An 18,729-nucleotide genomic window follows, 5' to 3' on the forward strand; every position below is an offset into this window, starting at 1 on the left:
CACTCAGCTAGAGCACATACATGCTCTTCCTCTATAACGCGAGGAACGCGTCATAGCCTAATTAAAAATTATGTTAATTATAATCTTTATTTTTCAGCTATAAAATTCAAAGGCTGCTTCTATAAAGCTCACTTACTAGATTCCACCAACTTCTAGCTCTCTTAAAAGTTAACTAATATATACTATTCCTTATCACTATCTTTAAAAATATACTTCTAAAAATTTATTTCATGTACATTCTAATAAAATTTTTAAATGTAAAATTAAATGAATAATTTTTTTCATTTATCTCTTACATAAATCTTTCTTTATATTATACTAGCAAAAGTATAAAAAATTCAATAGAAATTAAATATTTTTTTAATAATTACTCTATAATATATCTATTCTTTAATTATTTTGCCTAAAATGTATCACTTTATTATTTTTTAAATGTGCATAATAAAAAGAGCCATAAAATATTATTTTTTATGGCTCTTTACTTCATCAATAGAATTAATTATCTTCTATTGCTTTGTTGCTTTCTAGATCTTCTACAGTCAGCACACCTTACAGGCTCATTTTCAAAGCCTTTTTCTTTATAAAATTCTTGTTCTCCTACTGTAAAAATAAATTCTTGTCCGCAATCTTTACATATTAATTTCTTGTCTTCCATTCTAATGTCCCATTGTAAAGTTATAATAACTTTACAATAGTTCACCTCCTCTTCTAGTTTCGAAATTTTCTTTTCACATTTATTATTTCTTGATTTGTATTTTTTATTCAAAAAAACAATACTATTGTGATTTAAAATCTATTATGGGCTTTATGAGATAAGAAGCAAAAAAATATTAAATATTAATAAAATGTATTAATACTTAATATTTTCCTTTATTTATTTAATTTCCAACTTAAACTCATCATTAATAACATTAATAGCACAATTTCCACCATTACTCAATTTTCCAAATAATATTTCATCAACAAATAGTGGCTTTATCTTAGAGTTAACAATTCTAACAACTTCTCTAGCACCAAATTCTTGTGAAGTTCCTACTTTAGCAACATAAGTAATACATTCTTCACTAAAATCAATCTCAATATTTTTAGATTTTAATTTAGCTTTAAAATTATTAAGTTGCTTTTTAGCAATATTAATTGCCATTAAATCACTCATACTATTAAATACTACTATTTTATCTAGTCTATTTCTAAACTCAGGAGTAAAGAATTTCTTTACTTCCTCCATTATTGCTTCACCTTTAACTTCTCTATCCCCAAACCCTATAAGTTTTTTGCCTATATTCCTTGCTCCAGCATTAGAAGTCATTATTATAATAGCATTTTTAAAATCAGCTTTTCTACCTTTATTATCAGTAAGCGTTGCATAATCCATAACTTGAAGTAACACACTTAGAATATCTTCATGTGCTTTTTCTATTTCATCTAGCAATAAAACACAATGGGGAGTTTTTCTTATAGCATCAGTAAGTAATCCGCCTTCTTCATATCCTACATATCCTGGAGGCGATCCTATAAGCTTTGAAGCCGCATGCTTTTCAGCATATTCACTCATGTCAAATCTAACTAGCTCTATGCCTAGAGTTTTAGAAAGGCATCTCGCTATTTCGGTTTTCCCTACTCCAGTTGGTCCTACAAAAAGCATAGACGCTACTGGCTTATCTTCTTCATTTAATCCTGATCTAGACATCTTTATGCATCTAACTACTTCTTCAATAGCCTTATCTTGCGAAAAAATATTCTCTTTTAAGTTAGCTTCAAGATTTTTTAGCGAACTTATCTCACTGCTTTCTACTGTCTGCTTTGGAATACTGCAAACCTTTGATATTATTTCCTCAATAATTTTACTATCAACCGTGATCTTTTCTTCTAGATTTTCATTATGCATTCGCACAAACGCTCCTGCCTCATCTATAATATCTACAGCCTTATCTGGCAGATATTTATCATTAATGTACTTATCACTTAGAGTTACGGCATCACTTATTGCATCATCTGTATAAGTTACATTATGGTATTCTTCATAAGTCCCCTTTAGTCCACTTAATATCTCTATCGCTTCACTAATAGATGGTTCCTTAACATCTATCTTTTGAAACCTTCTGCTTAACGCCTTATCCTTTTCAAAAAACTTTTTATATTCATCAAAAGTAGTAGCTCCAATAAATCTAATCTTCCCCTCTGTTAAATAAGGTTTTAATAAGTTTGAAGCATCTAGAGCTCCTCCATTTAATGCTCCAGCACCAACTATATTATGAATTTCATCGATATATACTATGGGTTTATCCTGTTTCCCAATTAAATCAAGGATCCTCTTTATTCTTTCTTCAAAATCTCCCCTGTACTTAGTTCCTGCAATCACCGACCCTATATCTAAAGAAAACATCGAACTTCCTTTTAATTTTTCTGGAACTTTATTTTCACTTATAAGTTTTGCAAGCCCTAAAGTAATAGCCGTCTTACCAACGCCTGATTCTCCTACATGGATAGGATTATTTTTTATTCTTCTACAGAGAATTTGAATGCTTCTATCTAAAATATCTTCTCTTCCTACTAATGGATCATTATTTTCCTCTGTAACTTTTTTAATAAGATCTACTGTAAACTTATTAAGAAAAGCATCTTCTTTTCTCTTTGCGGAATTCTCTTGATCTATTGGTTCTATAGAGTCGTCTATATTCTTCTGACTATCATCTTCTATATATTCATCATAAGAGTTATGAATACTATCTCCTCCTATGCTATGGCATAAACTAAATAGCAAATCTCTCTTTGTAACACCCTCTTGTTCTAGGTAATAACGAGCATAGCTATCTTCTAAATTAAAAATAGCTGATAATATATGATCTACGTCTATAGCATCTTTACTACTATATCTAATTTGTTCATTCGCTGATAGGATAACTCTTTGAAATTCAATACTTTCTTGTGGTTCTCCTTGCCCAACTTTATTTATATATGTCTTTACATAAGTACTTAAGTTATATCTTAAGCTTTCTAAACTGCCGCCACATTCTTTAATAGCATATTCAACATTTTTATCAAATGTTGCTGCGTATAGAAGATGCTCTGGAGTAATGTACTCACAATTCTTCTCTTTAGCTTCTTCATATGCTCTAAGTAATATCAAATTAACCTCATTAGTAATCTTCATATTTTACGCCTCCTCCACAGTAAGCTTAAATGGAAAGCCTTGTTCCTTAGCCATAGACATTGCAGTTCCAACCTTCGTTATTGCAATATCATAGCTATATATTCCGGCTACCCCCCTGCCTTTTTCATGTACATCCAGCATTATCTTCTCAGCCTCTATTAACTTTTTATTAAACACACTTACTAATATATTAATAACAAACTCCATTGTAGTATAATCATCATTGTACATAACAACTTTATAATTTTTAGGTTTCTTGACTTTAACCTTATCTTTTTGTTTGGTTACAACATTTGTCTCCATAATATAATCTCCAATCCCTCCTTCATCGCATCACAATATATATTATTCTAAATAGATATATTTTAACACAATATAAAAATCCATATCAACATAATAAATTTTCTTTATTTCAAGTTGACAATCTGAGTCTTTCCGTTTTTGATTCCTATTATTGTTTTCTTATTGATGATGTATTCTTTTATTATTTTTATGGAGCTTGCAGATATTCTTTCACCAGAGCACACTAATGGTATTCCAGGTGGATATGGAATAATAGCTTCTTTGGCAATACAATTCTCGCATTTTTCAATTTCTATCCATTCACCACTTAACTTGAATACCTGATATGGCTCCAAAACTTTTTCTGGAATTTCAGATGAATACTTTGATTCACTTTCTCCACAAATATCATTTAGCTCTAACCTTAAAATACTACCATATATTGTTTTAAAATCTTCTTCATTATTAAATGGAGACAAAATTAAAACAACGCCTCTAGAAAAACTCATTTCTGCTTGTATCTTTTCTTTTCTTAAATATTCAAAGAGCTTATGTCCGCTATATCCCTGAGGAAGAATTAATATATATCGAGTCAAATCAATATCATATTCTTTGGAGTGATCTTCAACTTTTTTTATCATTTTATATCTATGCTCTCTATTTAAATCATTTTTGCTTAATATATGTACTTTATTTAATTTATTTATTTTTTCTTTCCATCTTTCAGCATTATTTATTAACTCCTCATATTCTCTTTCACCATAATTATCTAGATAATGTCTAGCATAATCTAAGGATGCCATAATTAAATACGAAGGTGATGTTGTTGTAAAAGCCTTCAAATAAAATTCTAATTGCTCATTTTCCTCATTTGCCAAAAGATATGCCCCTTGGGTCAAAGCTGGCAAGGTTTTATGGGCGCTTAAAATTGTATAATCTACTAGCTTAGCAATAGACTTAGGCAACCTGTCATTTATACCAAAATGTGCTCCATGGGCACAGTCTATAACAACTTTCATTCCTTTTAATTTTAAATCTATTACAATCTCATCAATATCATAGGTAATTCCAAAATAATTAGGATAAGTCAAAATTATACCCTTAGGATTTAAGCATTTATATAGCGCCTTATAAATATTCTCCTTGTCTGGAGGTAAAAACACACCATTTTTTTCATCTATAACCGGCTCAATATATATAACCTTTAACTTCCTCATAATTAACCCGTTATAAATTGACTTATGACAATTCCTTTCAACTAGAACTTCATCCCCCTCATCAAATGCCGAGAACATGGCTGCCATATTCCCTGACGAGCTTCCATTTACTAAGAAATAGGCCTTTTTCACTCCATAGGTTTTCGCTAATAATTCTTGCGCTTCTTTTATTACTCCTTCTGGATAGTGTAAATTATCTAAAGGTTCTACCTCAGTTATATCTAAAAAACCTAATCTGCCTACAAATTGTTCTCCTAGCTCATCGTTTAAAAAACCTGCACCTGATTTATTTCCTGGCATAGAAAGTGGCATATTTTTTTCATCATGGTATTTTAGCAATTGCTCCAACAGTGGTATTTTCAAAACTTTCCCTCCCATCCAAATTCTTAAAAAGCCTCATATCACCGCTAAAATGATACAAAGCTTTCTATATAATATCCTTATTTAAACAAACACTAAATACATTTTAAGTATTCTATAAATTCTATTACATTTTCTTTTTTTGTTGCCCAAGATGTAACTAATCTAATTGCAGTAGTATCCTCATCAATTATTCTCTCAATATTAAATGAGTACTTCTCACTTATCATTTTAACAACATTATTAGGTAAAATAGGGAACTGTTGATTTGTACTCGAATTAGTTAAAAATTTATATCCTTTTTCTCTTAAAGCATTTTTTAAAAGAATAGCCATTTCATTAGCATGCCTTGCAAGCTCAAAATATAAATCATCTTTAAATAGTTCTTCAAATTGTATTCCAAGTAGTCTTCCTTTTGCAAGTAATCCACCTTTTTGTTTTATGTAGTATCTAAAATCTTCTTTTAATGCATCGTTACAAATTACAAGTGCTTCTCCAAAAAGAGCACCATTTTTTGTTCCCCCAATATAAAAAGCATCAGTTAAATTAGCTATATCTTCTAAAGTCAAATCATTTTCTTCAGATACAAGAGCAGATCCAAGACGTGCACCATCTAAGAATAATAATAAGTTATTTTCTGTGCAGCATCTATGTAACTCAACTAACTCTGATTTTGTATATAATGTTCCTAATTCTGTAGAATTTGATATATACACTAATTTAGGTTGAACCATATGTTCACTTTCATGAGAATCTAATACTCTTTGAATTAATTCCTTAGTAAGCTTTCCATCATCAGTTTTTGTTGTAATAACTTTATGTCCAGTTGCCTCAATTGCTCCAGTTTCGTGACAGTTAATATGACTTGTATCAGCTCCTATCGCTGCTTGATGTGGTCTTAAAAAAGCTGATATCGCAGTAAGATTCACTTGTGTTCCACCTACTAACAAGTGAATATCTGCATCTTCTCTGCACATTTTCTTTTTTAATAATGCTTTAGCATTTTCTGTGTATTCATCTGTGCTATATCCATCTGTTTGCTCGTAGTTTGTTTTAATTAATGCATTTAATATTCTTTCGTGTGCACCTTCACTATAATCATTTTTAAAACTATACATATCTTACCTCCATCTATTCCGTCTCAATTATTTGTATTGTCAGCTTTTCTAATACTTTTGTACCTACTTCAAAAATATCATTAACAGTTAACTTTTCTAATTCTTCAACCTCATCAGTGTATATTTTATAATTTCCAAACATTGAATTATAAGTTGCTAGTTCCTTTGCTAAAACTATACTTTGTTCTTCTCTAAATAACCTTTTTAATTTAAAGTTTTTAATCAGCTTTCCTAATTCATCCGTATTGACGCCTAATTTCAGCAATTTTAAATTCCTTATGCACTCCTTGATTAAAGATATTGATTTACTTACATTCTCCTTTGAAGTGCTAAAAGTAATTTTATATAGCTTTATATAACTTTCATGTGCAATTTTAGTAATCACATCATATATTAATCCATTTTGAGTTCTTAAAGTATCATAAAGAATTGAATTAACACCATCTCCAAAATATTGATTAAAAATTCTCAGACATTTAATTTCTTTGTTACTTAAACCATCTATAGGACATAGCATCTCAATTTTACACGACTTTATGCCAGTTCTTTTATTGTTAAATATCTGCACTTTTGGCTTTTCATATTCAATACTTTCAGTATTCACTTCTTCGTTATTTATTTTTTGATAACAAGACTTCTCCCAATTTCCGAAATAACTACATATAATATCTTTAACTTGCTCAAATGCCTTTGATGATATAATAACAATAGATGTATTTTCCGGGAAATAATATTTATTATAAAACTTCTTTATATCCTCCATTGTTATATTTTCCAGACTAACCTTTGTGCCTATAATAGGATACTTTATTCTTCTATCCCTAAAACAATTAAAAAACAACTTATCCTCGCAATATTGTTCTAATTCTTCGTCCCATTCGTCAAGCTCTTCTTTAATTACATCCATTTCTTCTCTAAATCCGTTTTCATTAAAGCTAGGATTACAAATTATATCACTTAATAGTTCTACACCTTTTTCTAAATCATCTTTTAGCAAAGTTCCATAATATATTACATAAGGGTAATTAGTCATTGCATTATTAAATCCAAAAAGATTGCTTAATTCTTCATTAATATCTTTTTCAGTTCTATTTTTAGTTCCCTTGTATACCATATGTTCAGTTGCATGAGCAATCCCATATTTCTCTGTCTCAACTCCAGCACCTGCATTTAAGGATATACAAATTGATGTAAGTTCAGAATCTGTATTCTTATATATCAACTTTAAATTATTCTCAAAAATATACTCTTCCAATCAATATTTCTCCTTGCATATTTCAATTGATAGTAACATGCTTTAATAAAATAACTATTTCATTTATCATACACTAAATATGATTATAAAATATAAAATTAGTATTTTCTATTTTTACATCATGAATTTTCAACATAATTTCCATAATACTTACGCGCAAAAAACACTCAACTAAATTTTCAATCTATATTTGTATATTTATTAACTGATAAATGAATTTTCTATTTTAATATATGATGATCTTAAATATTTATCTGATTAAAATTCATATTACATCTATACAAACTTAAGCGTACATCCACCTAGAAATCAGATACATTTTTCTGAAATAGGCATATGAAAATAAGTTAATTAAGTTTCTTAATGGCAGGTTGTTCCATCTTTGCTTGTCCGAATGAATATTCGGAGCAAGCAAAGATGGGTGCAACCTGCCATTTAGAAACTTACAACGAAATTTTCATTAGTCCTATGGAAGAACAATGTATCTGATTTCGGTTTACATACGCTTAGTCTACGTGTTATATAAATTAATTTTCCTCAGCTTTTAGTGCGATTGCACATTCAATTCTCTTCTTTTGCATTTTACATCCAATTTCATATGGAATATTCATATCCCCGTTGAAATTAAAGTTATTTGCTTGGCAGCCGCCACTACAATAGAATTTAGCCCAACAATCTCTACACTTAGGCTTGTTATATATATGAGCTGTCTTGAATTTCTTAGCTAAATCGGTATTGTATGTATCATCATAGATACTTCCTAATTTAAATTCTTCTTTTCCAACAAATTGATGACATGGGTATACCTCACCTTGAGGAGTTATAGCCACATATTCAAATCCCGCACCACATCCTGAAATTCTCTTATAAACACATGGGCCGCCTTGAAGATCTATATTAAAATGGTAAAACTTAAATTCATCTTTGCTTTCTCTTTTTCTTCTTGCCATTTCTTCATACAATTTATCATAATTATCAAAAATTGTATCTATATCTTCCTCTCTAAGTGCAAGCGGATGACCATTTTCTAAAACAACTGGCTCTATCGATAATTCTCTGAACCCTTCATTTACCATAGCCATTACATCTTCATAAAAATCAGTATTTTGTCTTGTAAAAGTACCTCTTACATAATAAGTTTTGCCCTTAGTTCTTCTTTTGATCATTTCTTTGATATTAGGAATTATATCATTATATGAGCCGCTACCATCAGCCTTAATTCTAACATTATCATTAACATCCTGTCTTCCATCTAATGATAATATAATATTCCCCATTTCCTTGTCCATAAAATCCATCATTTCTGGAGTTAGAAGAGTAGCGTTTGTAGTCATAGTAAATCTAACATTCTTCTTCCACTTTTCTTCATTGTCTCTTGCGTATTGAATTATTTCCTTTATGGTATCCATTATTAGAGTTGGCTCTCCACCAAACAAATCAATTTCTATGTTTTTTCTTGGGCCGCTTCTTTTAATAACATAATCAATTGCTTTTTTCGCCGTATCAGCACTCATGACACCACCGTGTCCATGATATTCACCCTCATCTGCAAAACAATATTTGCATCTTAAGTTACATCCATGAATTACATTTAAACAAATAGCTTTTATATAATCTCTATCATCCATAGAACTATGTGCTATTTCTTCATATTGGTCTTCTGAATAAAGAATACCTTCCTCCGCTAATTCTTGAATTTCATCATAAGCTTCTGAAAGTTCTTCTTCGTTATACTTACTGTTCAGCTTATCTAAAATTTCCTTCTTATTTCCTAATTTATTATCATCTAATATATCATAAACCATTTCATCAACAACATGCACTGCACCTGTATTTACATCTAAAACAAAATAGTTTTCACCTTGCTTAAATTTATGTATTAAAGACAAATCGATTTCCTCCTAAACATATAAAGTAAGCAGTAACTATATAGTTACTGCCTGAGGCACTATCAAGAAAATAATAGACCAGTATGCCTGTATATTTCGTGTCATACTGCGTCAGTAAAGTTTGCTAATAAGCTCACTATGAGCAAACTTTACTTCCTTGTCTAGCACGAAATATACGTTACATCTTTGGTCTATTATTTTATTTCATATGCCTAAATTTAGTTTTCACATTCTAAGTTTGCAACTGTACAAGATGTCTTACAAGCTGATTGACATGAGTTTGCACATTCTTTGCATCCTGGCTTACATAAACTATTCTTAATATTTGGTTTGTTTATTGTTTTTATATGTTTCATAAATAAAAACTCCTCCATTTAAAAGATATCCTTAAGTATTATAACATTACAGCTAACAATTTACAATGTAGATATGCAATTCAAATTAAGAATTAAATTCCCAAAAACTTACTACTTCTTCCACTACGTAGATAAACAATATAAAGGTATTGTTTATCACCTAAAAGTATTTATATATATGGTTACAATACCTTTAATGAATGGATATTCAAGACTTTTCATACAGTTTATATATTTATAATACAATACTTATATATTCTTTGGTATGTATATGTGAAATAATTATAGTGATAGCAAAACAAAGAAATAGAATACATATATGTGGAGTCAGGCATTGAAAAATAAGCTGCTAGAATATCTTGATGGGAAGTTGTTCCGCTTTTGCTTGTCCTGTGCCTGTCACAGGAGCATGCAGAAGTGGTGCAACTTTTAATTTAGATATTCCCAGCGAGATTTTTCATAGTCCTGAGGAACATATATGTATTCTATTTCGTTTGTTCTCGCTTCACTTTAAGTGCTTCACAATAACTTTATAGTGCAACAACTTTAGTTAAAAGCATGTTATTTCTCTTTATGAATTCATCCATTTCAGCAGCATCTAATTCTTTATTTGCAATCTTAGCTAAATCTAAAATGTGTTCACAAATAAATTTAACATCTTCTTTCTTAGTTTCATCTTTATAAACTTCTAAAAGTTTTTTAATAATTGCATTCTTATTATTTACAACTAAAGTCTTTTCTTCATCAAACATACCTGGGAAGCTCATTCCTGATTTTGCGTACATTTTACTCATTTGAGCCATTCTTCTTGACTCTTCTGAAACTAAAATAAGTGCTGGAGTCTCTTCATTTTTTAATCCTTTAATAGATAAATTCTTTATTTTGTCTCCAAGTGAATCCTTAAACAAATCTTCTATTTCTTTATTTAGCGCTTTTACAGTTTCATCATTTTCATCATTTTTACTTCCTAATGTATCTGAAATATCTGAATCTATTCTATTAAACTTAACGCCTGACTCATGCATCTCTAAGAATGAAATAAAGTGATCATCTAGTGAACAATCTAATATAACAGCATCTAAATCATAATCTTTAAACATCTTTATATATTGAGATTGTTGCTTTTCGTCATTAGCATAAAATACTTTATTTTCATGCTTTTCTTTATTAGCTTCAAGATAATCCTTTAATGTTACGAATTCACCCTTTAAATTCTTAAAGATTACTATTTCTTTAATCTTATCATAGAATTTCGGATCTCTTAAGCATCCATATTTAATAAATATTTGTATATCTGGCCAGAACTTATTAAATTCTTCTCTATTATTTTTAAATAAATTGACTAATTTATCAGCTACCTTTTTAACTATATGATTAGAAATTTTTGAAACTTCCTTATCATTTTGAAGGAAACTTCTTGATACATTTAAAGGTAAATCTGGACAATCAATAGTACCTTTTAATAATAACAAGAATTCAGGTATTACTTCTTTAATATTATCCGCAACAAAGACTTGGTTATTGTATAACTTAACTTGACCTTCTGTCGCTTCAAATTCATGAGTTAATTTAGGAAAATATAATATTCCTTTTAAATTAAATGGATAATCTACATTTAAATGAATCCAAAATAACGGCTCATTAAAATCCATAAATACTTTTCTATAGAAATCCTTATATTCCTCGTCAGTACAATCCTTAGGTGCTTTAACCCATAAAGGATGTGTATCATTTAAAGGTTTTTCTGCTTCTGGCTCTACTAGTTCTTGATATTCAGTTCCATCTTCATTTTTCTTAGTTTCATATTTAGGTTCTTCTTTTGGTTTATTTTCATCTTCTAAATATATTTCTGTAGGTAAGAACGAACAATATTTCTTTATTATTTCTCTAACCTTATACTCTTCTAAAAACTCTGTACTTTCATCATCAATATATAATGTTACTGTTGTACCTCTTGTTGTTCTTTCATCAGAAGATCCAATCTCATATTCGGTACCACCAGAGCATTCCCATTTTACTGCTTCTGCCCCTTCTCTAAAGGATAAAGTATTAATTTCCACCTTAGTAGCTACCATAAAAGTTGAATAAAATCCAAGTCCAAAGTGACCAATTATATCTTTACCTTCATCCATCTTATCTTTATATTTTTCCATAAAGTCGGTTGCACCTGAAAACGCAACTTGATTGATATACTTCTTAACCTCTTCCTCAGTCATTCCAATACCATTATCACTGAATTTAAGAGTCTTCTTTTCTTTATTTATTGATACAACAACTTTATATTGCTCGTCTCCGTTTATTGTTGCTTCTCCTAGAGAAACTAACCTTTGAAATTTACTAATCGCATCACATGCATTGCTTATAACTTCTCTGATGAATATGTCTTTATCAGAGTATAGCCATTTCTTAATAATAGGAAATATGTTTTCTGTGTCAATTGATATGTTACCATTTTCTTTAATCATAATATTACCTCCTGTTATTTTTTCTAAAAAATATTTTAATGCAAAGATTATTTATTGTCAAATTCTTCTTATTTCTGAATATAGTCCACTTCCAATATAATACTCTAATAAGTTCAAACTACTAAATTCGATATATAATCATTATTATAATTTAAACTTTTGTACCATATCATTAAGTCTTTCTGAAAGTTCAGCTTGGCTATGTGCAGATTTAGCTATATCATTAACAGCTTCATTTATTTTGCCAATGCTATTTAATACATCCTCCGAACCTGTTTCAGCTTCTGCTGCTGTTGTTGATACACTTTGTATTGCATTATTTATCTGATCTATAACTTCATTTATCTGTTTAGAAGAATATGCAAATTCCTTTGTTATATTATCAACAAATTCTGCGTCTTTTTCGTATTGAATTCCTGTATTCATTAGCAATTCATAACTTGGCTTTACATGTTGTCCAATATAATTAAGTATATCTTCTCCACTCTGAGATAAATTTTCAAAAGCTGACTGTACTTGTAATACCATTTCTTGTATACTCAAAACCGCTTGCGAAGACTCCTCTGCAAGATTTCTCACCTCATCTGCCACTACTGCAAAGCCTTTTCCATTTTCACCAGCCCTTGCAGCCTCTATTGCAGCATTAAGTGCAAGAAGATTGGTCTGTGATGCTATATCCCCTATAGCTTCTGCCATTGATTTCACTTTATTTACGATTCTTCCATCTTCAATTGCTTTAAGTATATTTAATTTCTTTTCCTCATAAATTCTATTTCCTTCTCCTATATTTTCTGTTGCTTTTTCTTTTATTTGTAGCGAACGTTTTTTAATTTCATTCACTGAAGTAGCTGCATCATTAGCTCTATTAGCAATTTCACTTGTAGTTGCTCCAATTTCTTCAGCCGACGCACTTACTTCTTCTGTAGCTGTGCTTAAATCTTGAGCTCCATTTGAAATCTGTTGAGTTGCTTCATTTATTTCTTCCATTTTAGCTGAAACTTCTTGTGTTGTGGCTGATAATTCTTCCCCAGAAGAATTTATCATATTTGCACCTTTTATTATTTCTCCTATCAAATTTCTTAAGTTATCATTTGCGTTATCTAAAGCTTTTGCCAATATTCCAATTTCATCCTTAGAGTTAATATTTATTTTATGAGTTAAATCCCCATTTTCTAAAAACTTTGCGTATTCTAAAACTTTTTTCAGCCTATTAGTAGTAATTGTAGTTACAAAAACTCCTAGAATTATTGCTATAGCAAAGCCTAAAAAAATATCCATAAACATATATTTAATGAATTTACTTTTTATATTATCATTCGAGGTATTTATTTCATTTGCGTTTGTTTCAACATGTTCTACTAACTTATCAATACTATTTGTCAGATTTTCTCTTGTTTTTGCACTCTCATTACTTAGCTTAGTTGCCTCATCATAATTTTGCTCAGATACCAATTTTATTATCTTATCAGACTCACTTCTATATTGAGTTAACTCTTTTTTTATGTCGTTGTAAATTTGCTTTTCATTATCATTTAAAACAGCTCGATCATAACTTTTGAGTATTTCATCATTTTGTTTTCTAAAATCACTTATTTTAGATTTAGCTTCTTCAATTTTAGATATATCTCCGTTATTTATAAGATTCAGAATTTCAATTCTTGTATGTAAAGTATTTGAATTAAATTGCTGAAGGGCTTCTAATTCTTTAACTCCCTCTTCATATAATATGTTAGAATTTGAACTCACTTTATTTATATTGAATACAGCTAATCCTCCAACAACAGCTATAAATAGTGCTACTATCCCAAAGCTAAGCATTAGCCTAGTTCTTATTTTTAAATCATTAAACCATTTCATGATTTTCACCACTTTCTTTTTTATTAATTGATACTCAATATCAATATAATAACACATTTTAACTATTAGTGCATACATTATTTCTTTATTATATTAAATTCCAAAGCCTCTAAAAACTTCTTTTTAAATTTATAAAAATATCATTGACATTAACGCTACGTAAAGGTGTAAAGTAATCTTGTAAGGAGGTAATCACATGGAATACACAGTGCAGAAACTAAGCAAATTAACAGGTATCAGTACTCGTACCATTAGATATTATGATGAAATAGAAATTCTTAAGCCGGCAAGAATTAATTCATCTGGATATCGAATTTATAGTCAAAAAGAAGTAAATAGATTGCAGCAAATATTATTTTACAAGGAATTGGGTGTTGATTTAGATAGTATCAAAAAAATATTATTATCACCTTCCTTTAATAATAGCAATGCACTAAAAGAGCATCGTGAAAAGCTTCTTGCGAAAAGACAACAACTAGATATATTAATAGCTAATGTTGATAAAACAATAGCTTCAACTGAGGGGAGTATTATAATGAGTGATAAAGAAAAATTTGAGGGATTTAAACAAAATATGATAGATAAAAATGAAAAAAAGTATGGTAAAGAAATAAGATCTAAATATGGTGATAATGCAGTGAATGAATCAAATAAAAAATTCAAAAATATGAGTAAAGAACAATATGAAGAATTGGAACAATTGGGAGCTAAAGTTATAGATACCTTAAAAGATGCTTTCGCAACTAATGACCCCTCCAGCGAACTTGCCCAAAAGGCTGCAGATTTACATCGCCAATGGTTAACTTATTCTTGGAGTGAATACTCAAAGGAAGCCCATGCAGGTCTTGCTCAAATGTATGTAGATGATGAAAGATTTACTGCCTATTATGATAAATATCAACCTGGTCTTTCTGCCTTTCTAAGGGATGCTATTTTTATATACACTGGAATGAAATAATAAGTTTATACACGCAAATATATCAGTGGCAATATTATTCAAAATCTAATTAATGGCTGTCGACTTTGTCGACAGCCTAAAGAAATTACTATACAATGATCTATATTTTAATAATTGTTATTACAATCTTCTTAACTTGTTAACTATGCAATTTTTTTACTGAGTCAATACTTTTTCAATAAACACATTTACTAATTCAGGATCAAATTGAATTCCTGAATTTCTTCTTAATTCTGCTATAGCAAATTCTTCTGATAATGCTTTCCGATAAGATCGCTCACTAGTCATAGCATCAAATGCATCTACTATAGCTATAATTCTTGATTCAATAGGTATATCCAAACCTTTAATACCTTTCGGATACCCTTTTCCGTTCCACATTTCATGATGAGAAAGCACATACTTCGCAATTTCTGACATTTCATTTACCGTACTTAATATCCTATATCCTATTTCAGGGTGACGTTTGATTTCATTATACTCGTCCTCTGTAAGCATGCCTGGCTTATTAAGAATACTTTCTTCTATTGCTATTTTACCTATATCATGTAACAATCCAGCATTCTCTAATTCTTGAATTTTTCTTTCAGGCAATCCAATATTCTTTCCCATAAGTTCACACAACTCAGAGACTCTAACAGAATGTTCTTCTTCCCTCTTATTCTTCTCATTTAGAGTATTTATTATTGTATCAATTGTTTTTCCTCTCATATTTGAACTTTCAAAAAGTTTTCTCTTATACATGTAATCTTCAGCTTTTATGAATATTTCTTGGATCATTTCCTCTTCATGACATTTGGTTTCATAACCAAAAGAAATGGATATATCTAGATTTTGTATTTCTTCTTTTTTAGCTAGATTGTTAATATTTTTAATAATTTTCTCAGCTTCATAAGTATCTGTTTTAGGCATTAAAATAATAAATTCATCTCCACCAAGTCTAATAACAACATCTTGGGATCTGCATCCATTTTTTATTATTTGTGCTGATTTTTTAATCAGCTCATCACCTACCACATGCCCAAATGAATCATTAATCAACTTCAGCCCATTCACATCACCTAACACAATAGTTAAAGGATAATTTTCTTTTACATCTAAACGTTTTAATTCCTCATCATAAAATCTTCTATTATATAATCCCGTTAGTTGATCATTATAGGACAAATATTCTAGTCGCTCTTCTAATTTCTTTCTAATAGTAATATCTCTTAATACCGCTAAAACATGGTTTTCTCCACTTTTAACCATTCTAATCTCACAATAACTATCTAATAGCTTGTACTCAAAACTATGTAGCTCACCTGTTTCAAAAACTAAATTTAATTTCTCATAAGCTAATTCGGCAATCTCTTTAGGCATAACTTCTGATATTGTCTTACCCATAAACTTTTCCTTTGGCATCATCAATATATCCTCATCCTTAGCTTCGGTATCTATAAAAACACCGTTCACGTCAAAAGTAAATAAAACATCTGGTATAGCTTCAATAATTGCTTTACTTTTTTCTCCGATTTCCTTTATTTTTAATTCATCTTCGCGTATTTTTTCATATTGAATTTTCAATTCATCTTCATAATCACTCAATTGTTGAACATATACTTCTAACTCTTTATAGCTATTTCTAAACTGTTGCTTTGTACTATGTATCTTTTTTAACCCCCTATTTATTAATATATAAAGAACACTTGTAGTTAAAATCACAAATAAAAAATCTTTATAGATGCTAAATTTTAATACATTATCTTGGTCATTTATGATTAGCTTAATGATTGAATTCGAACAAAAAGCCCATACCAAACTAATTAATGCATATATTGAGCATATTTTAATATTTTCACACTTTAAGGAATAATTATTCTTCAATAAACGCGATAAAATTTTATTTTTAATCAACATAAATATTTTTATTCTCCTATTTTTATTATTACTCTTCCATTATACCTTAAAAATATTAATATAAACATAATGTTTTTGTCCGTTTTACATAATTAGTAAAAACATTTTCAATTATATTCCTTTTACGCTCATAATTTATAAATTTTAATACGAACAACAGCCCAATTTACATAATATTATATAAATTGGACTGTTGTTTATTATTACTAAATATAATAAGATCTTTAAAATTGAATGAATTTATCAAACTACCTTAAGATTACAAATAAAATTAAATCTCTTTTATAAGTTCTGATACCCATCTACATAAATCAACAGAAACCTTCTTAGCTGTTTCCACTACTCTTTCATGTGAATGCTTTACTTTTTGTATGCCTGTAGCCATATTAGTAATACATGCTATCCCAAGTACATCCATGCCTAAATAATTAGCTACTATTGTTTCTGGTACTGTTGACATTCCAACTGCATCAGCTCCATGCCTTCCAATCATCACAATTTCCGCTGCTGTTTCATAGTAAGGCCCCATAAATCCTGCATAAATACCTTCAGCATATTCTATTCCCAATCTATCTCCAACTTCTTTTGCTTTTTCTATAAGCTCTAACTTATATGGTTCTGACATATCTGGGAATCTTGGTCCTAACCTGTCATCATTTACACCAATCAAAGGGTTATCTCCAAACAGATTTATAAAATCGTTAATAAGCATTAGTGTTCCTGGTTTAAAGCTCTTATTTATACCGCCGCATGCATTAGTTAAAATAATTTTTTCAATGCCCAATTTTTTCATTACATATACAGGATACGTAACTTCCTTCATTGTGTATCCCTCATAATAATGAAATCTTCCTTGCATTAGAAGAACTTCTATATTATTTATTTTACCAAACACCAATTTCCCTTCATGCCCTTTTACAGTTGACACTGGGAAATTTGGTATACTTTCATAAGGTATATCTTCTATTTCACTAACTTCGTTAACTAAATCACCTAATCCAGACCCAAGTATTATTGCAATTTTAGGATTTCTATTTATTTTTCCTTGAATATAATTTACTGATTCCATTATTTTATCGTACATTTTATTCCCTCCTAATGTTTAAACTAAATAATGATTACACAATATATAATTTACAATATTTCGATGAAAAACACACTAAAAATTTTATATTCTGGTGTGTTCAAATTAATTAAATCATTAAAATGTACAAATCTAATACTATTGCTCTTCTATTTTCTTATCATTTTCTTTATATTTTTTCACGTTAATTTTTGAAATTATATCGGGTACCATATTTCGAAGATTATCAAGATTATTATTTTCATTTATAGGTAACATTGTAACCTCATCTTTTTTAATCACTAAAATAGCGTTTGGTGATATTACAGCCCCCCCGCCTCCTCCAGAACCTGTTCCATTCATTCCTTTAATACCTTCACCTGTACCAATTCCAAACATAACACTTACGATTGGTACAAGAGTCACTTCTCCTACAGTAATAGGTTCTCCTACAACTGTTTCTGTTTTTATAAACCTTCCTAAATTACTAAATAATGACTCTAAATTTTCTTTCAAAGCATTATTCTCCATTGTTACTTCCTCCCAAATTTATGATTTATTCCAATAACTGATACACATATCTATTTTAAAAAGTTTCAGGATCCTTTAATTATTTAGTGGCTTCTTATATCTTTTCTTATAATTTATTTAAATGACCCCTTTAGTAAATCCTTGCCAACTTTTCTAAATTTAAATCCTTTTCTTTGTTTTCTTTGTTCTTTCATATATTCTACAAATAATTTTTTAGTATAAGCATTTAATTTATAAACTTTGATTTTTAAATCCGGCTCATTTTCACCTCTTATAATCATAATTTTGTAATAAAAAGATGTTTCGAAATTGGTGTAATCATTTC

15 protein-coding genes and 1 other annotated feature (1 of these 16 running past the window's edge) are annotated in these 18,729 nt (G+C 29.3%); of the genes, 1 reads left to right on the forward strand and 14 read right to left on the reverse strand.

All coding sequences use genetic code 11. The features are described 5' to 3' along the window. Nucleotides 1-205 (reverse strand) — a binding site (T-box leader) (it extends 58 nt beyond the left edge of the window). A 294-nt stretch (nt 206-499) separates the two neighbouring features. The 10 genes from D2A34_RS01355 to D2A34_RS01400 form a co-directional block, all read right to left on the reverse strand. Beyond that, on the reverse strand, nt 500-655 hold the full coding sequence (locus D2A34_RS01355) for a zinc-ribbon domain-containing protein (RefSeq protein ID WP_079440216.1): 156 nt from the start codon (nt 653-655) through the stop codon (nt 500-502). 219 nt (nt 656-874) lie between these two features. Further along, the gene (gene clpA, locus D2A34_RS01360; protein WP_119365479.1) at nt 875-3,154 is read right to left on the reverse strand and encodes an ATP-dependent Clp protease ATP-binding subunit ClpA; all 2,280 of its coding nucleotides are present in this window, start codon (nt 3,152-3,154) and stop codon (nt 875-877) included. Between the two features lie 3 nt (nt 3,155-3,157). Continuing rightward, nucleotides 3,158-3,457, reverse strand: a complete 300-nt coding sequence (locus tag D2A34_RS01365; protein ID WP_079440214.1) for an ATP-dependent Clp protease adaptor ClpS — start codon at nt 3,455-3,457, stop codon at nt 3,158-3,160. Between the two features lie 104 nt (nt 3,458-3,561). After that, nucleotides 3,562-5,016, reverse strand: a complete 1,455-nt coding sequence (locus tag D2A34_RS01370; protein ID WP_243128201.1) for an aminotransferase class I/II-fold pyridoxal phosphate-dependent enzyme — start codon at nt 5,014-5,016, stop codon at nt 3,562-3,564. 92 nt (nt 5,017-5,108) lie between these two features. Further along, complete coding sequence (locus D2A34_RS01375) at nt 5,109-6,131, reverse strand: threonine aldolase family protein (RefSeq protein ID WP_079440212.1); 1,023 nt, start codon at nt 6,129-6,131, stop codon at nt 5,109-5,111. Between the two features lie 13 nt (nt 6,132-6,144). Further along, nucleotides 6,145-7,386 (reverse strand): M16 family metallopeptidase, encoded by a 1,242-nt coding sequence (locus D2A34_RS01380; RefSeq protein WP_119365481.1) that lies wholly within the window; start codon nt 7,384-7,386, stop codon nt 6,145-6,147. Nucleotides 7,387-7,913: 527 nt separating this feature from the next. Next, a complete protein-coding gene (gene scfB / locus D2A34_RS01385; RefSeq protein WP_079440210.1) occupies nt 7,914-9,275 on the reverse strand; it encodes a thioether cross-link-forming SCIFF peptide maturase in 1,362 nt (453 codons plus the stop codon). A 218-nt stretch (nt 9,276-9,493) separates the two neighbouring features. Continuing rightward, a complete protein-coding gene (gene scfA, locus D2A34_RS01390) occupies nt 9,494-9,631 on the reverse strand; it encodes a six-cysteine ranthipeptide SCIFF (protein ID WP_009172015.1) in 138 nt (45 codons plus the stop codon). Nucleotides 9,632-10,161: 530 nt separating this feature from the next. Then, the gene (gene htpG, locus D2A34_RS01395) at nt 10,162-12,096 is read right to left on the reverse strand and encodes a molecular chaperone HtpG (protein ID WP_119365482.1); all 1,935 of its coding nucleotides are present in this window, start codon (nt 12,094-12,096) and stop codon (nt 10,162-10,164) included. Between the two features lie 144 nt (nt 12,097-12,240). After that, complete coding sequence (locus D2A34_RS01400) at nt 12,241-13,953, reverse strand: methyl-accepting chemotaxis protein (RefSeq protein ID WP_119365483.1); 1,713 nt, start codon at nt 13,951-13,953, stop codon at nt 12,241-12,243. Between the two features lie 196 nt (nt 13,954-14,149). Here D2A34_RS01400 and D2A34_RS01405 point away from each other — a divergent pair, with 196 nt between their 5' ends. After that, entirely contained in the window at nt 14,150-14,911 is a 762-nt protein-coding gene (locus D2A34_RS01405; RefSeq protein ID WP_119365484.1) for a MerR family transcriptional regulator, read from the forward strand. Nucleotides 14,912-15,067: 156 nt separating this feature from the next. On the opposite strand, the gene D2A34_RS01410 is transcribed toward D2A34_RS01405, so the two are convergent. The 4 genes from D2A34_RS01410 to D2A34_RS26550 all read right to left on the reverse strand — a co-directional run bounded on the left by D2A34_RS01410 (nt 15,068) and on the right by D2A34_RS26550 (nt 18,685). Then, nucleotides 15,068-16,810 (reverse strand): HD domain-containing phosphohydrolase, encoded by a 1,743-nt coding sequence (locus D2A34_RS01410; RefSeq protein ID WP_182629288.1) that lies wholly within the window; start codon nt 16,808-16,810, stop codon nt 15,068-15,070. 271 nt (nt 16,811-17,081) lie between these two features. Beyond that, the gene (locus D2A34_RS01415) at nt 17,082-17,894 is read right to left on the reverse strand and encodes a purine-nucleoside phosphorylase (RefSeq protein ID WP_119365486.1); all 813 of its coding nucleotides are present in this window, start codon (nt 17,892-17,894) and stop codon (nt 17,082-17,084) included. 138 nt (nt 17,895-18,032) lie between these two features. Next, nucleotides 18,033-18,404 carry a GerW family sporulation protein gene (locus D2A34_RS01420; RefSeq protein ID WP_079440204.1) on the reverse strand — a complete coding sequence of 124 codons (372 nt, stop codon included), beginning with the start codon at nt 18,402-18,404 and terminating at the stop codon, nt 18,033-18,035. Nucleotides 18,405-18,517: 113 nt separating this feature from the next. Further along, a complete protein-coding gene (locus D2A34_RS26550) occupies nt 18,518-18,685 on the reverse strand; it encodes a hypothetical protein (RefSeq protein WP_169896792.1) in 168 nt (55 codons plus the stop codon). Nucleotides 18,686-18,729 lie beyond the last annotated feature (44 nt).

Source organism: Clostridium chromiireducens, assembly GCF_003575225.1.
GTDB lineage: Bacteria > Bacillota > Clostridia > Clostridiales > Clostridiaceae > Clostridium > Clostridium chromiireducens.